Annotated in this window: 16 protein-coding genes; 8 read left to right on the top strand and 8 right to left on the bottom strand. The window is 69.1% G+C overall.

The window, feature by feature from the left end; genetic code table 11:
• Positions 1-292: 292 nt before the first annotated feature.
• Positions 293-2,944, bottom strand: a complete 2,652-nt coding sequence (locus ACT3T5_RS07250) for a lamin tail domain-containing protein (RefSeq protein WP_444594028.1) — start codon at positions 2,942-2,944, stop codon at positions 293-295.
• 197 nt (positions 2,945-3,141) lie between these two features.
• On the opposite strand from ACT3T5_RS07250, the gene ACT3T5_RS07245 reads away from it, so the two are divergent.
• On the top strand, positions 3,142-4,065 hold the full coding sequence (locus ACT3T5_RS07245) for an NADP-dependent oxidoreductase (RefSeq protein WP_444594027.1): 924 nt from the start codon (positions 3,142-3,144) through the stop codon (positions 4,063-4,065).
• Positions 4,066-4,172: 107 nt separating this feature from the next.
• Here ACT3T5_RS07245 and ACT3T5_RS07240 read toward each other — a convergent pair whose 3' ends face one another.
• From ACT3T5_RS07240 to betT, 3 genes are all read right to left on the bottom strand, one after another.
• Positions 4,173-5,765, bottom strand: a complete 1,593-nt coding sequence (locus ACT3T5_RS07240) for a GMC family oxidoreductase (RefSeq protein ID WP_444594026.1) — start codon at positions 5,763-5,765, stop codon at positions 4,173-4,175.
• A gap of 88 nt (positions 5,766-5,853) precedes the next feature.
• A complete protein-coding gene (locus ACT3T5_RS07235) occupies positions 5,854-7,338 on the bottom strand; it encodes an aldehyde dehydrogenase family protein (protein ID WP_444594025.1) in 1,485 nt (494 codons plus the stop codon).
• Complete coding sequence (gene betT, locus ACT3T5_RS07230) at positions 7,331-9,646, bottom strand: choline BCCT transporter BetT (RefSeq protein ID WP_444594024.1); 2,316 nt, start codon at positions 9,644-9,646, stop codon at positions 7,331-7,333. Before betT ends, ACT3T5_RS07235 begins: the two co-directional genes overlap by 8 nt.
• A 405-nt stretch (positions 9,647-10,051) precedes the next feature.
• On the opposite strand from betT, the gene ACT3T5_RS07225 reads away from it, so the two are divergent.
• From ACT3T5_RS07225 to ACT3T5_RS07215, 3 genes are all read left to right on the top strand, one after another.
• On the top strand, positions 10,052-11,116 hold the full coding sequence (locus ACT3T5_RS07225) for a tellurite resistance/C4-dicarboxylate transporter family protein (RefSeq protein ID WP_441463332.1): 1,065 nt from the start codon (positions 10,052-10,054) through the stop codon (positions 11,114-11,116).
• A gap of 125 nt (positions 11,117-11,241) precedes the next feature.
• Entirely contained in the window at positions 11,242-11,868 is a 627-nt protein-coding gene (locus ACT3T5_RS07220) for a dihydrofolate reductase family protein (RefSeq protein WP_441463334.1), read from the top strand.
• A 3-nt stretch (positions 11,869-11,871) separates the two neighbouring features.
• The gene (locus ACT3T5_RS07215; RefSeq protein ID WP_444579622.1) at positions 11,872-12,642 is read left to right on the top strand and encodes a DUF899 family protein; all 771 of its coding nucleotides are present in this window, start codon (positions 11,872-11,874) and stop codon (positions 12,640-12,642) included.
• Positions 12,643-12,700: 58 nt separating this feature from the next.
• Here ACT3T5_RS07215 and ACT3T5_RS07210 read toward each other — a convergent pair whose 3' ends face one another.
• Positions 12,701-13,021 carry a putative quinol monooxygenase gene (locus tag ACT3T5_RS07210; protein ID WP_441463338.1) on the bottom strand — a complete coding sequence of 107 codons (321 nt, stop codon included), beginning with the start codon at positions 13,019-13,021 and terminating at the stop codon, positions 12,701-12,703.
• Positions 13,022-13,186: 165 nt separating this feature from the next.
• Here ACT3T5_RS07210 and ACT3T5_RS07205 point away from each other — a divergent pair, with 165 nt between their 5' ends.
• From ACT3T5_RS07205 to ACT3T5_RS07195, 3 genes are all read left to right on the top strand, one after another.
• Positions 13,187-13,978 carry an IclR family transcriptional regulator gene (locus tag ACT3T5_RS07205; RefSeq protein WP_443426305.1) on the top strand — a complete coding sequence of 264 codons (792 nt, stop codon included), beginning with the start codon at positions 13,187-13,189 and terminating at the stop codon, positions 13,976-13,978.
• A 128-nt stretch (positions 13,979-14,106) separates the two neighbouring features.
• Positions 14,107-14,709 (top strand): hypothetical protein, encoded by a 603-nt coding sequence (locus ACT3T5_RS07200; protein ID WP_441463342.1) that lies wholly within the window; start codon positions 14,107-14,109, stop codon positions 14,707-14,709.
• Entirely contained in the window at positions 14,706-16,271 is a 1,566-nt protein-coding gene (locus tag ACT3T5_RS07195; RefSeq protein WP_444579621.1) for a GMC family oxidoreductase, read from the top strand. Before ACT3T5_RS07200 ends, ACT3T5_RS07195 begins: the two co-directional genes overlap by 4 nt.
• 33 nt (positions 16,272-16,304) lie before the next feature.
• On the opposite strand, the gene ACT3T5_RS07190 is transcribed toward ACT3T5_RS07195, so the two are convergent.
• Both ACT3T5_RS07190 and ACT3T5_RS07185 read right to left on the bottom strand, forming a co-directional pair.
• The gene (locus tag ACT3T5_RS07190; protein ID WP_444594023.1) at positions 16,305-17,753 is read right to left on the bottom strand and encodes an MDR family MFS transporter; all 1,449 of its coding nucleotides are present in this window, start codon (positions 17,751-17,753) and stop codon (positions 16,305-16,307) included.
• A 412-nt stretch (positions 17,754-18,165) separates the two neighbouring features.
• On the bottom strand, positions 18,166-18,969 hold the full coding sequence (locus ACT3T5_RS07185) for a SurA N-terminal domain-containing protein (protein WP_444579619.1): 804 nt from the start codon (positions 18,967-18,969) through the stop codon (positions 18,166-18,168).
• A 249-nt stretch (positions 18,970-19,218) separates the two neighbouring features.
• Between ACT3T5_RS07185 and ACT3T5_RS07180 the strand changes: the two genes are divergently transcribed.
• Positions 19,219-19,659 (top strand): hypothetical protein, encoded by a 441-nt coding sequence (locus ACT3T5_RS07180; protein ID WP_444594022.1) that lies wholly within the window; start codon positions 19,219-19,221, stop codon positions 19,657-19,659.
• Positions 19,660-19,787: 128 nt separating this feature from the next.
• On the opposite strand, the gene ACT3T5_RS07175 is transcribed toward ACT3T5_RS07180, so the two are convergent.
• Complete coding sequence (locus ACT3T5_RS07175) at positions 19,788-20,636, bottom strand: sugar phosphate isomerase/epimerase family protein (RefSeq protein WP_444594021.1); 849 nt, start codon at positions 20,634-20,636, stop codon at positions 19,788-19,790.
• Positions 20,637-20,783 lie beyond the last annotated feature (147 nt).

Raw genomic sequence — 20,783 nt, 5'->3', positions numbered from 1 at the left:
CTGATCCGGCGGGGCCCGGTCCGCGCCGTGGATCAACGCGGCCTGGGGCGCGGCCAATCTGCTCGCGGGCCTCGCTCTCGCGCGACGGGTCGCCGGGGGAGAGGGACGCTGGGACTCCCGTTTGGTCTCGTTCGACCTGGGCGCCGCCGTGTTCGCCAGCTGGATGGTGAGCAGCGAGGCCGCGATGCGGGTGAACTGGCACGGGAAGGACGACCGCTGAGCGCGGGGTCGTCCCTCGGCTGAACTGGATGCCGCGGTGGCCGTGATCCCGTGCTCGCCCCTCCGGGAGGGATCAGGCCCGTCGGCTGCGGCGCAGCATCCAGAAGCCCGCGGCGAGGGCCGCGAGGGCGAGCGCGACCGTACCCGCGGGCTCCGTCCCGGTCCGGGCCAGCGACTGGTGCGAGTCGGTTCCGGAGCCGTTCGTCGCCGCCTCTGCGGGAGCTGATCCGGAGGAATCCGCGCCAGCGTTCCCACCGGTCGACGGGGACTCCTCGGAGTCGCTGCTGCGGTCTGTGTCGTCGACGGTCACCGGATCCTCGCCCGCGCCGTGATCGGACTGCCGCTCTCCGCTGTCGATCGGGTCGATCTCCCCACCGGCAACGGGGTCGGTCCCCTCACCGGTTCCCGGATCCGTCGTGCCGCCGGTCCCGGGCTCCGTGTCCTCGCCCGTTCCCGGAGCCGCGTCGTCCTCGGGGGCGCAGTCGAGCCCGGTCAGCTCCGTGCCGCGCACGGAGTGACCCTCGGTGTTCGCGTCATCAGCGAAGAAGATGCGCAGAGCCCCGTCGCTGCAGGTCTCCCACGGGGCGATCGCGACACCCTCGTTGGCCAGGTTCTCCATCCCCGCGGGCCGGGCGTACCGCGGTGACGCGGTGACCTGGTCGGCTCGCAGGTCGTAGGTGACGGATTCGCCCTCGCAGACCTCGTCGCAGAAGGCCCTGAGCTTGCCGGTGGCCTCCTGCAGATCCAGCGCCATCACCCCGTCGAAGGGCGAGGCGAGGGTGGCGATCAGCTCCGCGGAGCCGTCGGCCATGAGGGCCACGGCGTACACGTCACCCGTCGCTTCGAGTGCCACGAAGGCGTAGGCCTCCGCTCCGGCAGGGACCTCCCCGCCGAGGTTCTCCAGATCGCTCGCAGAACCGACCTCGATGGCCTCGAGACCGGCGTTGGGGTCGGTTCCGGGAAGCAGGGAGGTCAGGTCCCATTCGGCCTCAGCGACCAGCTCGTCGGCGCCCGCGGCGTCGGCCAGGTCGAACCGCAGCACCGCATTGCGACTGGTGCCGCCGACGTCGTTGTCGCGTTCGATCGACTGGTAGAGCTTGCCGTCGGGGCCGAAGGAGATGCCCTCACCGTCCGGCGCGCCGGACCCGTCGGGGAAGCGGGTGGGGATGCCGCCGGCGGGCCAGCCCTCGGAGCCGATGAGCGTGCCGTCGGCGTTCTCCACGAGGCGGGAGATCTGGCCGGCGTCGTTGTTGGTCGCCCAGAGCACCATCTCGCCGTCGATCATGGCGGCGTCCAGCCCCGAGAGGTCCTCGGCCCAGGTGTTCTCCTCGTCCAGCACGGCGACCTCGCCGCTGGTCGGCAGGGCCATCGCGGGTTCGGGCTGGAGGCAGTCGTTGGCCTCGCCCGGGGTGGCGCTCGCCTGGGTCACCAGCTCGTTCTCGCACAGGCCGTAGCTGGGGGAGATGTGCTCGGCCCAGGAGACCCCGTCGACCACGGCGCCGTCGGGAGCGAACAGGCGCACGGAGTCCTCGCCGCCCAGGCCGAAGCCGAGCTCGTCACCGGTGATCAGCAGCAGGCCGTCCGGTTCGACCATGGTGCCGGCAGGGATCTCGTGGGCGTGGTCGTCGTCGGAATCCTTGACGACATAGCCGCCCAGGTCCACTGTTTCGTCACCGAGGTTGCGCAGCTCGACGAAGTCCTCGCCCTGTGAGCTGGTCTCATGGATGACCACCGGGGCGGCGCAGCTGTTGGCAGCGCCCTTCGTGGTGATCGCGCTGAGCACGAACTCGCCGGTGCCGTCGGCGCAGCGCTGCAGGGAGGGTGCAGCGTGGGTGTCTGCGGGCCAGGCAGCGGAGTCGACAAGCTCAGAGGTCGGGGCGAAGAGCCGGACCTCGTCGCCCTTGCCCAGGCCGAAGCCCAGCTCATCACGATCCACCACCAGGTACTCGCCGGGCTCGATGACGGTGCCGCCGACGAACTCGGACGGTTCCTTGGTGTCGTCCTCGTCCAGCAGGTACCAGCCGGACAGATCCACGGGCTCGGTGCCGTTGTTGGTCAGCTCCACCCAGTCGTCGGGGGAGCCGCCGTCGGAGACGATCTCGTTGAGGATCACGGACTCCGCACCCGCCACGGGCTCGGGGGCTTCCTGCCCGTCCGATTCCGGCCCCGGTGGATCTGCCTCCGGGTCGGCGGGGTCCACCGGGTCGGCAGGGACCTCCGGGAGCAGGGGCGAGGAGTTCTCGGCGCCCGGGGTGGGCTCCGCGGCGGTGACCAGCTCGCCGTCGATCACGATGTAGGTGCTCGAGGCATGCTCGATCCACGCGACCGCGTCGACCTCGGTGGTGCCGTCGGGCAGGAACAGGCGGGCCTCGTCGGCCCGGCCGAGACCGAAGTCGAATCCTCCATCCCCGCCGGACACCTCGCCCTCGAGGACCAGGCGCTCACCGGGGGCGATCGTGGTGGCGGCGGGGACGGTCCAGTCGCGATCATCCTTGTCGTCGCGCAGGAACCACCTGGACAGGTCCACCTCCTCGGCGCCGTTGTTGACCAGCTCGATCCAGTCGGCGCCGTCGCCGGAGGACTCGATCTCGCTGAAGCGGATGTCGTCGATCGGTGCGGCGGATGCAGAGGTGAGACCGAGACACAGACCGGCAGGGATCACGAGCAGGGGAACAGCGAGAGCGAGGGCGGAGGCCCGACGGGCAGAGCGGGGGCAGCGGCGCACGAGCGCTCCTCTGGTGAGGCATGACGGGGACCTCGACATCCGATCACCACCGGATGAACGGTGCGGGACGAGCAGATGGCCGTCACCCGGCGGGGCGACGTCATGAACCGGACCCACACGTGCCCCGAGGGCCCACGTGTGAGAACCCGCATGCGACCTGAGGGAATGTCCGTGCGGGGCGAGGAGTTGTCCTGGATATGCGAGCACTCACCTACACCGAATACGGCGACCCCAGCGTCCTCGACGTGACCGATGCACCCATGCCCAAGGCCGCCCCCGGCTCCGTCGTGATCCGGGTGGAGCGGGCCTCCGTGAATCCCGTGGACTGGAAGGTGATGTCCGGCGGGCTCGACGGGCTCATCGAGACCATCTTCCCCGTGATCCCCGGCTGGGACGTGGCCGGTGTCGTCGAGGCCGTGGGCCCGGACACCCCGGAGTTCACGCCCGGTGACCGCGTCGCCTCCTACGGCCGCACCGACATCATCCACGGTGGCACCTACGCCGAGTTCGTGGCGCTGCCCGCCACCTCCGTGGCCGCGATCCCCGAGGGGGTGGATTTCGACGCCGCCGCGGGGCTGCCGCTCGTGGGCCTGACTGCCCTGCGCAGCCTCGAGACCCTGGAGCTGACCGCGGAGGACACCCTGCTCATCCATGCCGCCTCCGGGGGCGTGGGCTTCCTCGCCGCGCAGCTGGCCCGGGAGCTCGGCGCGACCGTGATCGGCACCGCCTCGACCCAGAACCACGAGAAGCTGCAGGCCATCGGCGTCACCCCGGTGGCCTACGGAGAGGGCCTGGTCGAGCGGGTGCGCAAGATCGCGCCCGACGGAGTCACTGCTGTCGCGGACTTCGTGGGCGGAGTCCGAGAGGACACGCTCGCCCTGCTGGCCGACGGCGGCCGCCACGTCTCGATCGCCGACCCCTCGGTCGAGGAGACCGGCGGACACTGGGTGTGGGTGCGTCCTGACGGCGCCCGGCTGAGCAGCCTGCTGGAGAAGGTCGCCGCCGGCGCTCTGCGCGTCGAGATCGACCGCACCTTCGCCCTCGCAGACGCCGGTCAGGCGTTCGAGGTCAGCATGGCCGGCACCGCGAACGGGAAGCTCCTCATCGACGTCACCCGCTGAGCAGCCTGGGCACGACACCACCCGCACAGCCCCTGGGCATGAGGACGGCCCCGCACCTCGGTGCGGGGCCGTCCTCATGCGTCAGGTCCGACGGAGACCGACAGTGATCAGGCGCTCTGCTCGCCGCGGATCAGCTCCGCCGCGCGCTCGCCGATCAGCATCGTGGTGATGTTGGGGTTCACCGCGACCAGCTGCGGCATGACCGAGCCGTCGACCACGCGCAGACCCGTGACGCCCTTGACCCGCAGCTGCGGATCCAGGGGCGACATGTCGTCGTCCACCGCGCCCATGCGGCAGGAGCCCGCCGGGTGGTAGACGGTGTTGTGGGTCTTGGAGACGTAGTCGGCGATCTCCTCATCGGTCTGCACGGCCTCCCCGGGGAACAGCTCACGGCCCCGGTAGGCGTCCATCCCGGGCTGCGCGACGATCTCGCGCGCCTTGCGGATACCGGCCACGGCCACGCGCATGTCGTGGCCCTCGGGGTCGGTGAAGTACTGCGGATCGACCCTCGGCTTGTCGCGGTAGTCGACCGTGCGCAGGCGCACCGTGCCGCGCGAGCGGGCATGGGTGACGTTCGGTGTGAGCGCGAAGGACTCCGGCGAGGTGGGGTAGCCCTGACGGCGGGTGTGCATGTCGAAGGGCACCGAGCCGTAGTGCATCATCAGATCCGGCAGGTCCAGACCCTCCTGGGTGGGGGAGAAGATCCCGATCTCCCACCACTGGGTGGACTCGCGCGTCATCTTCTGCGTGGACTCCCAGGAGATCACGGCCTCCGGGTGGTCCTGCAGGTTCGAGCCGACGCCGGGGGAGTCGACGCGCACCTCGATGCCCACCTCGCGCAGGTGATCCGCCGGGCCGATGCCCGAGAGCATCAGCAGCTTGGGGGAGTCGATCGCGCCGGCGGAGAGGATGACCTCGCGCCGTGCATGCATGATCGAGGAGCGGTCGAAGGCGTTGTCGATGTACTCCACGCCCGTGGCCCGCTGGTCCTCGTCGAAGAGGACCCGCATGACCTGCAGGCCGGTGAGGACGTGCAGGTTCTCCCGCTCCAGGTTCGGGTGCAGGTAGGACACGGACGAGGAGGCGCGGGTGCCGTCGGCCTGGCGGTTCACCTGGAACCAGTTCGCGCCGTTGACCACGGTCTCGAAGTCGTTGAACGTGGCGCGCGGGATGCCCGCCTGCTCGCACGCGTCCAACAGAGCCACGCCCACCGGGTCCTCGGGCGGGACGTCCATGAGGTGCACGGGACCGTCGGTGCCGTGGCCCTCGCCGGTGCGGGACATGTTCGTCTCCAGGCGCGCGATCAGCGGCAGGATCGTCTCGGCGTTCCAGCCCTCGGCGCCGAGCTGCTCCCACTGGTCCATGTCCTCCGCCGGCGGGTGGAAGGCGATGCACGAGTTGTGCGAGGAGCAGCCGCCCAGCACCTTCGCGCGCGCATGGCGCATGAAGGAGTTGCCGTTCTCCTGCGGCTCGATCGGATAGTCCCAGTCCAGGCCGCCCTCGAGCAGCTCGGGCCAGCGCTTGAGCTGCAGCACCTCCTGGTGCTCGAGGTCGGAGGGGCCGGCCTCGAGCAGGGCCACATCGATGCTGGGGTCCTCGCTGAGGCGCGAGGCGAGGGCCGCTCCGGCGGAGCCGCCGCCGACGACGACGTAGTCGAACTCGGCGACGGGGTTCTCGGAGGGGAGATCCTGAGTGGACATGTCTTCTGCTTCCTGTCGAGTGGGAGGTGGAGGTGCGGGGCCGCCCCGCCGGCGTGGGGCACGGCGGGGCGGCCCGGACTGCGCGGGGTCAGTCCTTGCGGGGGAACCAGCCGGTCACGGCCGGTTCGGTGTTCTCGTAGATGTGCTTGGACTCGGTGTACTCCTCGAGACCGGTGGGGCCCAGCTCGCGGCCCACGCCGGACATCTTGAAGCCGCCCCACTCCGCCTGCGGAAGGTAGGGGTGGAAGTCGTTGATCCAGATGGTGCCGTGGCGCAGGCGCCGTGAGACCCGGTTCGCGATCCCGGAGTTCGAGGTCCACACCGCGCCGGCCAGGCCGTACTCGGTGTTGTTGGCGATCGCGATCGCCTCCTCCTCGGTGGAGAAGGTCTCGACCGTGATGACGGGGCCGAAGCCCTCCTCGACCACGGCGGGGTTCTCTGCGGTGCACTGGTCCAGGATGGTCGGCGCGTAGAAGTAGCCCTGCTCGAGCTCCGGGCCGCCCCAGTGGTTGCCCGTGCGCAGCCGGCCCCCGGCCTCGATGCCGCGATTCACGTAGTCGGTGACCTTGTCGCGGTGCTCCTTCGAGATCAGCGGGCCGGTCTCGGCCTTCTCGTCCAGAGGGCCGCCCATGACGATGCCCTCGGCGCGAGACACCAGGTCATCGACGAACTGCTCGGCGATGGTGTCCTGCAGGATCAGGCGCGTGCCCGCCGAGCAGAGCAGGCCGGAGTCCATGAAAGCGGCGTTCAGCGCATTGTCGAGCGCGGCCTCGTAGTCGGCGTCGGCGAAGATCACGTTGGGGTTCTTCCCGCCCAGCTCGAGGGCGACCTTCTTGATGCTCTTCGCGGCGGATTCGGCGATCTTCCTGCCGGTGACCAGACCACCGGTGAAGGAGACCAGGTCGATCTCCGGGTGGGAGGACAGCGGAGCGCCGACCACGGCGCCGGAGCCGAGCACCAGGTTCGCCACCCCGGCGGGCAGGCCCAGCTTGTCCATCACGTCCACGATCAGGATCGTGGTGTGCGGGGTGAGCTCCGCGGGCTTGATGATGAAGGAGTTGCCGGCGGCCAGGGCCGGGGCGATCTTCCACGCGGCCTGCAGCAGCGGGAAGTTCCAGGGCGTGATCATGCCGCACACGCCGATCGGCTCGTGCACCACGCGGGAGATCACGCTGTCGTCCCCGGCGTCGACCAGGCGGCCGGGGTTCTGCCCGGCGACCTTCCCGAAGTAGCGGAAGCAGGCGGTGATGTCGTCCATATCGCCCTCGGCCTCGACCAGGCGCTTGCCCGTGTCGAAGGCCTCGGCGCGGGCGAACTCCGCCTTGCGCTCTTGGAGCTGGTCGGCGACCTGCAGCAGGAAGTCCCCGCGCTCGGAGGCCGGCTTGTCGGCCCACACGCGGGACTCGAAGGCCGCACGGGCCGCGAGGATCGCGCGTTCGACGTCCTCGGCGCTCGCCTCGGAGACGACGCCGACCTCGGACTGGTCCGCGGGGCAGATGACGGTGCGGGTCTCGCCGGTGGACGAGGGCACCCACTTCCCGTCGATGAACAGGGTGGCGATGCTGTCAGTCATTGCTCTCCTTCGTGGTCTTCGTCGTCGTGGTCGTCGCCCCGGTCTCGTCGGTGCCGAGCGCGGGGTCGGTCGGGTGGTCCTGCGCGTCCGTCGGATCGTGCTGGTCCGAGTGGTCGCGCTGATCGGAGTGGTCGATCTGGTCCGTGTCGATCCAGGTGTCAGGTGCGCTGACCGGGATGGTGCCGGTCGCGGTGCCGATCTCCTGGCTCATCGTGAGGTACATGATGTGGGCATCGTAGGAGTCCAGGACGTCGGAGATGACCTGGTCCTTGGTGTATCCCATGATGTCGCGTCCACGGGAGCCCAGGATCGAGAAGATCTCGAGGCGGTAGTAGACGTCCCGCACGGTGGCGAGGTTCGCGGCGAAGCTCGGCACCGAGTAGGCGACGGGATAGGCCTGGTACTTGAAGTCCTCCGCGTCGGGGAAGGTGACCACCAGGTCCACGAACGGGACCGTGCAGTCGGGGTGGTCCCCGCGGTGGCAGGTGACGTCGGCCCCGAGCTTGGTGAGCTCCGCGGCGACCTCCTCGATGGCGGGGGCGGCGACGGTCTCCACGAACGTTCGGGCCTTCTCCTCGTCCGCGTAGGACATGCGATGGGACAGGCGCTGGCGCCAGGATCCACGATCGCCCCCGTCGGCCTCGCGCACGCGGCTGGTGAGCAGCGCGGGCAGCGCCGCCCGACGGGACTCGAGGTTCATGCTCTCCGTCTTCAGGACCTTCCACAGGCTGTACATGACCAGGTACAGCATCACCGACAGCGGCAGCCCGACCACCACGGTCGCGGCCTGCAGCGTGTAGACGCCGTTGATGAACAGCATCACCAGCGTCAGGGCGCCGGTGATCACGGCCCACACGATGCGCAGCCACGGCGGACCGTCCGAATCGGTCGTCGAGGCCTTGGAGGTCATGTTCGCCATCACCAGCGAGCCGGAATCCGCCGAGGTGGTGTAGAAGAACAGACCTGTGAGCAGAGCGAGGGAGACGGTGAAGGTCGCCCCCGGGTACTGCTCGAGCAGGTTGAAGAAGCCGGATTCGGGCTGGTTCACGGCAAGATCGAGGAACTCTGCATCCCCGAAGAAGCTCAGCGCCGCGTTGCCGAAGATCGAGACCCACAGCAGGATGAAGGCGAAGGGGATCAGCAGCACGCCCACCACGAACTGGCGCAGGGTGCGGCCGCGGGAGATGCGGGCGAGGAACAGGCTCACGAAGGGTGCCCAGGCGATCCACCAGGCCCAGAAGAACAGCGTCCAGTCGGCCATCCACTGGTCGGAGGGGTAGTCGACCGCCCCGTCGCTGTAGGCGAAGGTGTTCATCAGCATCGAGGGGAACCGCGAGAAGAAGTCGCCGATGTTCTGCACCAGGGCGTTGAGCAGCTCGTGCGTGCTGCCCGAGAACAGCACCCAGAGCATCAGCACCAGGGCCAGGATCACGTTGAGCTCGGAGAGCCGACGGATCCCCTTGTCCACGCCGGAGACGGTCGAGAGGATCGTGATGAACACGGCCAGCGCCATGAGCGCGATCTGCACCGCCATCGAGTTCGGGATGCCGAACAGGGCGGAGAGACCGAAGTTCAGGAACACGACGCCGATGCCGAGCGACACCGAGATGCCGAAGATGGTGCCGATCGTCGCGCCGATCTCGGCGACGTGGCCCACGGCGCCGTGGATCCGCTTGCCGAAGATCGGCGCCAGGGCAGAGCGGATCGACAGCGGCAGGTGATACCGATAGGCGAAGAGCCCGAAGGCCATTCCCATCAGCGCATACATCGCCCAGCCGGGGATCCCGTAGTGGAAGATCGTCCAGATAGTCGCCATCCGGGCGGCCTCGTCCGAGCCGGCAGGGACGTCCGGCGGGGTGAGGAAGTTCGTGGCCGGTCCGGAGATCCCGAAGAACATGAGGTCCACGCCGATGCCGGCCGCGAACAGCATGGCCGCCCACGTGAACATGTTGTACTTCGGCAGCGAATGGTCCGGACCCATCCGGGTCCCGCCCACCTTGGAGAAGGCGACGATCAGCACGAACACCACGACGATGCCGGCGGTGAGGACGTAGTACCAGCCGAAGTTGGTCGCGATCCAGGCCATCGAGCCGAAGATGACGGTCTCGGCGGTGCTCGGCCAGATCGCTGCGAACAGCACGAACGCGACGATGATCGTGGCGGTGCCGAGGAAGACGGGCCAGTTGACGGCGGAATGGGTGGTGCCCGCAGTGCCGGTGCCGGTCGGAGATCCCGCTCCGCTCCCGCCGGGGTCGTTCCCGGTGCCTGGAGATTCTGCGGGGCGAGGGATCTTGGCGGCCTCGGCCATCACGGTCCTTTCGATCGACGTGCGAGCGGAGCGGGCCGTTTCGCACGAGCGAGCAGGCCCGGCGGTGGGAAGGTGTCGGCGGCCGGTGACTGGCCACCGGGCCGCGGACGACTCATCACCCTAGGTTCACTGGTGGAGGGGGTCCACTATCCATCCAGCTGGGTGACACATCCGTCAGGGGGACTGGGCAGGAATGCACGCCGACGTCGGCGTGGCGGGGATCCCAGAATGCCGTGGTCTCGGCCCGGTGTCCAGAGGCAGGTCAGCGCGCCTGCTGAGTGCCGGGCGCCGCGCCGACGCCGACGCGGAGCGGGCGCCGCGGGCGGTGCCGGGAGAACACGGGCAGGGGTCGGCGACCGCGGGGTGGGGATGTGGGCACAATTGGGGATGTGGGCACAATAGAGCGTGACCAGGACGCCTCCCCACCTCGCCGTACGAGCCGACAGTGCGATCTCCGGGCTCTCCCCCGGATATTTCGCCCTGGTGATGGCGACCGGGATCCTGTCGGTCGCGCTGCACGAAGCCGGGTTCGTGGGTGCCTCGCGGGTCGCCCTCCCGCTCGCCGTGGGCGCGTACCTGGTGCTCGTGGGTCTCTTCGCGACCCGCGCGATCCGCCACGGCCGACGGATGCTCGCCGATGCCCGGAACCCCGAGACGGCCTTCGGGTACTTCACGATCGTCGCCGGCACCGGAGTGCTCGCGGCCGGCTTCCAGGGGAACGGGATGGGGAGCCTCTCGGTCGGCCTGTTGATCGTGGCGGCCGCGATCTGGCTGGTGCTGGGCTATGTGCTGCCCTGGCAGGTCCTCATGGCGCGGGACGGTGAGCCGATCCTCGCCCGCACCAACGGCACCTGGTTCATCTGGTCCGTGGCCTCGCAGTCCCTCGCCGTCGGGCTCTCCGGGCTGAACCCCGCGACACCACGACTCGCCGACCTGCTCGGCATCGCCACCGTGATGGCCTGGTCGGTGGGGACGATCCTCTACGTCGGGATCGCTGTGCTGGTCATACTGCGCGTGGTGCACCACGGCATCACCCCGCAGCAGTTCGAGCCGCCCTACTGGGTGGCCATGGGCGCGCTGGCCATCTCCGTGGTCGCCGGAGCGAGCATCGTGGACATGGGATCGGTGCCGATGGTCGACGCGGCCAGGGGGCTCATCGGCGGCACCGTCGTCGTCTTCTGGTGCTTCGCGGCATGGCTGGTGCCGCTGCTGGTCGGCGCCGGGATCTGGCGCCATCTGCTCCATCGCGTCCCGCTGCGCTACACCCCGGCCCTATGGTCGATGGTGTTCCCGCTGGGCATGTTCGCCGTCGCCTCGATGCGACTGGGCCGCGTGGAGCACATGCCCGCGGTCGAGACCATCGGGGCGGGGTTCCTCGTCGTCGCCCTGCTCGTCTGGGTGCTGGTCGCTGCGGGACTTGCCGTGACGATCGGACGAGGAGCGCGGCGACGCCCCGTCGGCCGGGCATGAGCGCCGTCTCTGCGATCTCCGTCGTCCTCGTTGCCGGCCTCTGGACGATGGCGGTGCCCGCCCTCGCGGCGTAATCTGGGATCCGCACACGCACGGGCCGGATCTCTTGACGTCGAGGACCACTCATGGATGACATCCCTGCACCACGGACCGCACAGCCGCTGCTCGTCGACTTCATCCTCTCGCTGGACGGCTGCGCCGCCGGCGAGGGCTGGCCGGGGTGGTGGGGCCTCCAGAGCGACGAGTACCTCGACTGGCTCGCCGAGGAGCCCGACTACGTCTCGTTGATGGGGGCGACCACGTACCGGCTGATGTCCGAGATGGGGCAGCAGGCCGAGCAGATCGAGATCTCCGAGGAGGAGAAGGCGAGCTTCGAGGAGATGGCCCAGCTGCCGAAGGTGGTCTTCTCCTCGACGCTCCAGGAGCCGCTCGCCTGGCCGAACACCACTCTGATCAGCACCGACGCCGTCGAGGCGGTGCGGGAGCTGAAGCAGACCTCCACGGTGCCGCTGACCACCGTGGGCAGCATCCGCCTCAGCCACTCCCTGATGAAGGCCGGCCTTGTGGATCGCTTCCGGGTCATCCTGTTCCCGGTGCTCACGGGCCGCACCGGCCTTGAGCGGATCTGGGACCGCTTCGAGGACTTCGCCCTGGAGCTCACCGAGGCGCGTACCTTCGCCGGTGGTCTCCAGCTGCTCGAGTACGCACCGACCCACCTGCCGGAACCTCCCGGCACCGCCTGGGAGCGCTGAGCGATGTCACCTGAGGCTGCGCGAGGAGAGGGGACACCACCGGTGGTGGATATGGCCACCTGGCAGGACGTCCGCGACGAGCTGCTGGTGCGGGAGAAGGCCCATACCCACGAGGGCGATGCCCTCGCCGCGGCCAGGCGCCAGCTCCCCATGGTCGAGATCGACGGCTCCGTCGAGGTGGTGGGCCGGGACGGCCCGGTGCCCTTCCGGGACCTGTTCGAGGGCCGCGATCGGCTCGTGGTCTACCAGCACATGTGGCACGACGGCGCCCCGCATCAGGGCCAGTGCGAAGGCTGCACCACCACTGCCTGGCACCTGCAGGACGCCACCTATCTCCACGGCCACGGGGTGTCCCTGGCGATCCTCACCACCGGGCCGTGGGAGGAGGTCGCCCCGTACACCGAGTTCATGGGCTACACCCAGGTGCCCTGGTACTCGGTGCGCGGGCTCGCCGAGCCCGTCGGCGGCGGGATGGGCTATCTGGCGAGCTTCCTGCGGGACGGGGACCGCGTGTTCCTCACCTACCGCACCACCGGTCGGGGCAACGAACGTGTCAACGTCGCGATGGGGCTGCTCGACATGACCCCGTACGGGCGCGGAGAGAGCTGGGAGGATACTCCCGACGGCTGGCCGGCGGGTCGCCATGCGTGCTGGTCCTGGCGCACCGACTCCGAGGGGAACCCCACCTGGGGAGGGACCAGCCGGCCGCTTCCGCAGTGGACGAGGCCCGGCGCCGCCCCGGTGACGACGCTCGGCCGGCGCGGCGAGCACTGATCTCCGCAGCGCTGCGGATCACAGCGCTGCGGAGTCGGGCCCGGGCCGGGAGTTCGCGTCAGTCGACCTGGATTTCGCCCATGGGACCCCAGCCGTCGCTCTCGATCTGCTGGGAGATGATCTGCGGCGTGGCCTCGAGGTACTGCGGGAACTCCTCCTGCATGGTCGCGAAGTGCGGGGAGTTCACGTGCGGTCCGGCGCCCTCGTCGGTGAACGCCTCGATGAGCACATAGGTGTTCGGCTCCTTGACGCTGCGCGACCACTCGAACCACAGGTTGCCCGGCTCGGCGAGCGTGGTCTCGGTGAACTCGCGGGAGAGCTCGGGCCACTGATCCGCGAACTCGGGCTTCACAGGGAACTTCACGTTGATGAGGATCATGATCGGGTCCTTCCGGGACAGAGAGATGAGTGGGGACAGCCTGCCCGGCTCTCGGACGGGCGGATAGAGCGATTCTCGCAGGGCAAGAACGCCTCCGGCCACCGCGATCAGGCCCCGGTCGGCGCGGCCGTGCACCACAATGGGAACGGACCGCGAGGGGGAGACATGGCAGGCACGCAGGATCGGGACGCCGAGGTCCCCACCGGGCAGATCGCCCGGGCGATCGCGGTGCTCGAGGCCGTCGCGGAGCACGGCAGCAGCACCGCGCGCACCATCGCCCAGGCCACCTCCATCCCGCTGCCCACGGTCTACCGGCTCGCTCAGGAGCTCATCCGCGCCGAGTACCTCGTCCACCTCAAGGACGAGCAGCGCTTCGCGCTGGGCTACAAGCTGCACCGACTGGCCGTAGGGCTCCACGACGACCTCGGGATCCCGCGGGCAGTGCGCGAAGAGGTCCACGGGATGCACCGGGATCTCGGCATGGCGGCCTACCTCGCGATCCACCGCGGCACGGACTTCGTCGTCGTGCACGTCTCCGATTCGCCGGCCGCGCCGCGGCTCTCGCCCTTGGGCTTCGGTTTCCACGAGAGCCCCCACGCCACGGCCTTCGGGAAGGTGGGGCTCAGCGCGCTCGGCATCGAGGAGCGCGACGCCTTCCTCACCGATCGCACCCTGCTGGCGCACACCGACCGCACCGTCACGGACCCCGAGCTGCTGCGCCGCCAGCTCGACGAGATCGCCGAGCGCGGCATGGCCTGGGAGCACCAGGAGTTCCAGCTCGGCACGGACTGTCTCGCCGCCTCGATCCGGGCCGACGACGGTCTGCTCATCGCCACGGTCGCCGTCTCGGCCCCGGTGGCGGCCTATGCGGGCCGGGTGCGCCACGTCGAGGACCGGGTGCGCGCCTGCGCCTCCCGCGCCGGCCGGGCCTACCGCCTCGGCGGCCATCACCCCTGAACCCGCTCCTGAACGCACCCCAGAACTGTCGGCTTCTCGCCGAGCGATAACGCGGCTTGTCGACGGCCCGCCCCCTCCCTAGCGTGTGCCTCAGATCACTGACGACGACGCAGTGGGGAGGAGAGGTAATGAACGCATCGCAGAGCAGCGAGGCAGTCGACGAGGCAGTCAATGACGTCGAAGGCACGGAAGAGGCACGACGCACCCTGATTGCCCTGATCAAAGCCGCATTCCCGCATGAGAAGGTCCCGGACGCCGCCTACGAGCGGGCCGCAGACACCGTGCAGAAGCAGGCTGACGACAGCACCTGGATGCGCGTCAAGCTCGCCCAGGGGCTCGACTCCCTGCAGGGCCTGACCGACGGGCGCTTCCACGAGCTGACCCCGCAGCAGGCGCACCTGGTGCTGCTGAGGGTGCAGCACACCACCTTCTTCGGCTTCGTGCGGCAGACGGTCGTGGTCAACCTCTACGAGGACGAGGAGGTGTGGGAGGCGCTCGGCTACGAGGGGCCGTCCTTCGACAAGGGCGGCTACATCGACCGTGGCTTCGATGACCTCGACTGGCTGCCCGATCCACGCATCGAGGAGTACGACGGCGAGCCCCTGGAGGACGTCGTCTCGGATCTTCCCACCGCCGCGAGCACCCGCAGCAACCGGGCGGCCGCTGTCCCGGCCGGGCAGAGCAAGGCACGAGCAGGACGCGTCGGGACCGGAAGGAAGCAGACCTCATGAGCACCATCGACCACGACACCGAAGCCGTCGTCATCATCGGATCCGGGGCCGGAGGCGGCACCCTCGCCTACGAGCTGACCCGGCAGGGCATCGAGTGCGTCGTCCTCGAAGCAGGGCCCTACCTGCGCCACGAGGACTACATGAACCTCGAGTGGGAGGCCTTCAACCAGATGGCCTGGACCGACCCCCGCACCACCTCCGGGTCCTGGCGGGTGGCCCAGGACTTCCCGAATCTGCCGACGTGGATCGTGAAGGCCGTCGGCGGCACCACCACCCACTGGTCGGGGGCGACCCCGCGGCTCAAGCCGCACGAATTCCGAGCCCGCAGCACCTACGGGCGGATCGACGGGGCGAACCTGCTGGACTGGCCGATCTCCTACGACGACCTCGAGCCGTACTACATGCGGGCCGAGGACGCGATCGGCTCCACCCACCGCGGGGGGCGCCCGCCGCTGCCGGCGAACAACAACTACAAGGTCCTCGCCGCCGGCGCCGAGAAGCTCGGGATGAAGCATTACGCAACCGGCCCGTACGGCACCAACGCCGAGCCGTACGACGGGCGCCCCGCCTCCATCCAGGACGGCTTCAACTTCCAGGGCGACAAGAACACGTCGAAATGGTCGACCATGGTCCGCGAGATCCCGCGCGCCCTGGAGACGGGGCTGCTGGACCTGCGCCCCGATTCCCATGTCGCGCAGATCCTCCACGACCGCAGTGGCCGGGTCGACGCGGTGATCTACCTCGACAAGGACGGAAACCTGAACCGTCAGGCCGCCAAGGTCGTGTGCGTGGCCGGGAACTCGATCGAGACGCCCCGGCTGCTGCACCTCAGCTCCTCCTCGATGTTCCCCGACGGGCTCGCGAACTCCTCCGGGCAGGTGGGTCGCAACTACATGCGCCACATGACCGGGAGCGTGTACGCGCAGTTCGACAAGCCGGTGCACATGTATCGGGGCGAGACCATGGCCGGGAACATCTCGGATGAGTCCGTGCACAACCCGGCACGCGGATTCGCCGGCGGCTACTACATCCAGACCATCTCGCTGGGCCCGGCGTTCATGGCGAGCTTCGTCGAACCGGGCGCCTGGGGGCCGGACTTCACCGCGCTGCTGGAAGGGTACGAGAACACGGCCGGCTGCTGGCTGGTGGGGGAGGACATGCCGCAGGAGTCCAACGCGGTCACTCTCAACTCGTCGATGAGCGACCAGCACGGGCTGCCGGTCGCGAACGTGCACTTCGACGACCACGCCAATGACGTCGCTATGCGCGAGCATGCGTACTCCACCGCGCAGAAGCTGTACCGCGCCGTGGGGGCCGAGAGCACGCACCGCACCACTCCGTATCCGTCCACGCACAACCTCGGCACCTGTCGCATGAGCGAGCGGCCCGAGGACGGTGTGGTCGACCAGTGGGGCCGGGCTCACGACGTGCCGAACCTGTTCATCTCCGACGGGTCGCAGTTCACCACCGGGGCGGCCGCGAACCCGACGCTCACGATCGTGGCGCTCGCGATCCGGCAGGCCGAATACCTGGCCCAGGAGCTCCGCGCGGGGCGGGTGTGACTGCGGAGCGGAGGGCGGGCCCCCTGCCGGAGATCAGTCCTCCGTGAGGTCGGGCTCGCCGGGGCCGGAGTGCCCGGAGTGGATCGTCCGCGGGGTCAGGGAGCGGATGAAGAAGGCTCCGATGAACCCGAGCACGCTGAAACAACCGGCCACGATGAAGGCGATGTTGACGCCGTGGATCGAGCCCTGCGCCCCATGGGTCGCCGGGTCCAGCGCTGCGGAGGTCATCACGGTGACCAGCACGGCGGTGCCGACGGACGCGGCGATCTGGCGCAGCGTGTTGTTCAGGGCTGTGCCGTGGGGGATGAGGTGCTGCGGCAGCTGGTTCAGGGCCGCCGTGGTGACCGGCATGATCACCATGGCCGTGCCGAACATGCGGAAGGCGTTGACGATCGCGATGTAGGCGAACGTGGTGGTCGGGGTGAGCGTGGCGAGCAGGAACGTCGTGATCGACACCAGGGCGAAGCCGATGATCGCCAGCCATCTGGCCCCGAAACGGTCGAAGATCCGCCCTGTCACGGGGGACATCAGGCCCATCACCACGGCGCCGGGCAGCAGCACGAGACCGGAGTCCATCGCGGTGTGCTCGGTCATGTTCTGCATGTACAGGGGGATCATCAGCATCCCGCCGATCATCGCCATGAACACGAGCATGCCCAGCACGGTGCCGAGGGTGAACATGCGGTACTGCAGCACGCGGAACTCGAGGATCGGCTGCTCGAGCCGTCCCTGGCGGCGGATGAACCACACCAGCGAGACCACGCCGACCACGAGGGCGATGATCACCTCGGGGCTGCCCCATCCGGTGTTGCCGGCGGTGCCGAGGCCGAAGAGCAGACCGCCGAAGCCGAGCGTGGACAGGATGATCGACAGCACGTCCAGTCGCGGGTGGGTGCGCTCGGTGACGTTCTTGAGGATGAACGACGCGACGATCATGTCGATGATCGCGATCGGCACCAGCATGATGAACAGCGTCTGCCAGGGCAGGTGGTCCACGATCCAGCCCGAGAGGCTGGGGCCGATCGCCGGGGCGAAGGCGATCACGAGGCCGAAGGTGCCCATCGCCGTGCCGCGCTTCTCGAGCGGGAACACGGCGAACAGGATCGTCTGCATCAGCGGCATGATGATGCCGCCGCCGGCCGCCTGGACGACACGGCCGATCAGCAGCACCGCGAAGGCCGGCGCGAGGGCGCAGATCACCGTGCCGATCGTGAACAGGCCCATCGCCGCGAAGAACAGGGAACGCGTGGTGAACTTCTGGATCAAGAACGCGGTGATCGGGATCATGATGCCGTTGACCAGCATGAAGATCGTGGTGACCCATTGCGCGGAGTTCGCCGTGATGTCGAAGTCGCGCATGAACTCCGGCAGCGCCGTGTTCAGCAGAGTCTGGTTCAGGATGACGATGAACGCCCCGGAGACCAGGGTCGCCAGGACGACATTGCGGTTGAACGGGGCAGGGGCGCCGTTCTTGTCTGTCACCGGGGGTCTCTCCTCTGCTGCGTCTGGCCCGTCATCGCGGATGCTCGGGGAGCAGAGCGGGCCGGTACTCGCACACTAGGCATGAGCTTGCATCGACTGCAAGTATTTCTTCGGCCTGCTCCCGGTCCTCCCCGTGACTATCCGGTGCGCGCTCACGCGCGTGGCTCACCGGTCTTCGCGCAGGTCGCAGGCAGGTTCGCTGGCGGGCTGGTCTGCCGGGCAGGCGAGTCCCTGGGCTTGTCTCGCCGGCAGTGCGATGCCGCACACCACGCACGACGACGAAAGCACCAGGTACCAGGCGCCGAGGCGCCGAGGCGCCGGGCAGCAGAGGATCCTCGCGCCGCGTCCTGGTGGACGTGGTGCGAGGATCCTCGTCTGCTCCCGCTCAGGGGGCTGTGGCCATCAGAGGCCATCAGATGTTGATCGTGACGTCGCCCTTCTTCTCCAGGTCGTCAGCGAGCTTCGTCGCCGCCTCGCCCTGCTGCTGCTGCGTCGCCTGATCCGCCAGCTGATCCTTCACGTCCTCGAAGGGTGGGACCTCGCCCTGCTGGCCGCCGGACTGCTCCTGCTGGGCGACGAGCTGGTCGTACTGCGCCTTGAGCTCCTCGTCGCTCGGCTTCTTGATGTCGGCCTCCTGCTCGATGTACGTCGTCAGGGCGAACTGGGAGGCGGCGTCCGCGCGCACGTCGTCCGCGCTCATGCCCTGCTGCTCGAGAGCCTTGACGACCTCGTCGGCGGAGCCCATGCCGTTCTGCGCGGCGATCTCCTCGAGCGTGGCGTCGATGTCCTTGTCGGAGGCCTTGATGCCGGAGTCCGAGGCGGCCTGCAGGAGCAGGTGGTTGTCGACGAGCTGACCGGCGACCTGCTTCTTCAGATCGGCCTGGTCGATCTCCTGACCGGTGGACTGCTGCTGCATCGAGGCCTGCTGGAACTGCGGCTCGTAGGCCTTGACGAACTCGTCCTTGGAGATCTTCTCCCCGTTGACCTCGGCGACGACATCGGGGACGTCGGAGACATCGGCCTCGGGCATCGCCTGCTCGCCGCCGGCCTGGGGGGCGCCTCCACCATCGCTCGCGGCGGGTGGCTGCTCGCCTCCGCCATCGCTGGCGCCCGACGGGGCGGACTGGTCGTCGCTGCACCCGGTCAGGGCGAGGACGGCGGCGAACGAGACGGCGACGATCGAGTTACGGAGCTTCGAGGTGCTGGGGACCTTCACTGTGCCTCCTGGGGTTGAGCGGCGCGGGCGACGTTACGCCCCGAAACCTGGCATCGCGTTGCGGAAGCGTCCAGAGAGCGGCCAGGAAGTCGCGTTCCGTGGGCAGTGTCACGAAACGGTAACGGTCTCGGCTCTCTCGGAGCAGATCCCCTCCCGAACTCACCCGCCGGCAGGGGGCGATCCGTTGCGACAGCTCGCTTCTCCAGAATTGCCGGGACGTGCGCACGGCACCCGCCTACGGTGTCGGGCATGGATATCACTGCTCCTTCCGACTGCGGGAACTCGCCACGGATGGCGCTCGTCGCCGACCTCATCACGGCCTGGGCGACAGGGGACGAGGCATCGGTGCATGAGTGGCTCGTCGAGGGCGCCCGATGGGTGCTGGTCGGTGCGCAACGCCCGGGGGAGGCCCCTGGCGAGGCCGACGGGACGGCCGACGGGACGGCCGACGGGAAGGCCGCCGACGATGACGGGGCGATCGACGTCATCGTGCCGCCGCCGTTCGAGGCCGACCGCGGCGAGATCCTCACTGTCCTCAACCACGGGCGGCTCGCCGCCTGCGACGGCTACCTCCTCCGCGGTGCCGAGCGCGTGGACTTCTGCCACGTGATCCGCTTCGCCGGAGCCTCGAAGACGGCGAAGATCCGCGAGATCCGTACGTACCTCCAGCCCGCCGCCGGAGAGCACTGAGGCAGAGCATCGAGCGATAGCCGCAGAACGATGCCCGGCGCCTCCCGTCGGAACAGGGGGCGCCGGGCATCGTGGCCGTGGACGGAACGCGGCTGTGGGGTGAACGCGGCCGTGGACGGGACGCGCGGTCAGTACCCGATGGACCTCAGGTACTCGCGGGACTCACGGATGCAGTCGATCGGGTCGCGGCCGTAGGTGTCATCCTGCTCGATGAGGAAGTACTCGGCGCCGGCCTTCTCCGCGGCGGGGAGCAGCGCGGGCCAGTTCATGTTCCCCTGGCCCACCTCGGCGAACTGGCCGAGCGACAGGAAGGCACCGTAGAACTCCTTCATGTCGATCTCCTTCGCCTCGAACCTGCGGTAGACCTCTGCATCCAGCGGGGCCACGCGGAAGTCCTTGACGTGGATGAGCTTGCAGGCGCCCGAGTAGGCCTCGAGCATGTCCAGCGGTGCCATGCCGCCGCGCTGGACCCAGTGGAGGTCCACCTCGAACAGCAGGGACGGGGCCACCCGACGCACGATGTCGAATATCCGCTCACCCTCGAACTGGATGAGATCCACGTGGTGGTTGTGATAGCACAGCGTCACGCCCTGCTCGGCGAGGCGGGCGGCGTAGGGCTCGACCGAGGCTGCCCACTCCTCGCAGGCCTGCTTCGAGGTCATGGCCTCGAAGGGCATCATGCCGATGCGCAGGAAGCGCGAGCCGGTCTTCGTGCAGGCCTCGACGGCGCGCTCGAACTCGGTCTCGAGGGCGAAGCCGTTGCCACCGGGGGCGATCGAGGCGCTCATGGCGGCGGTCTCGACGCCGAAGTCCGCCTTGCCGCGCACGAGGTCGTCGATGAGCTCGTCGGTCATCTCCACCTGGGAGACCTCGACGGCGTCGATGTCGAGCTCGCGCACATCGCGCAGCACCTCGTACATCCCCTTCTCGTTGATCTGGTCCTTGAGCATCATGAGCTGGAGTCCGAGCACGGGCATAGGTGTTCTCCTTGGAGTCATCGGGCGGCGCCTGGGACGCGCGGTCCGGGTGGTGCGGTGTTCGTGCGGCCGACGGGCGTCATTCGCGGTCGGCCGTGTGCAGTCGGTGCGGGCCCGGGGAGGCGTGCTGGTGCTCGCCTCCCCGGG

Source organism: Brachybacterium sp. AOP3-A1-3 (assembly GCF_052378285.1).
Taxonomy (GTDB): Bacteria; Actinomycetota; Actinomycetes; order Actinomycetales; family Dermabacteraceae; genus Brachybacterium.
This window is presented reverse-complemented; position numbering and strand designations above follow the sequence as displayed.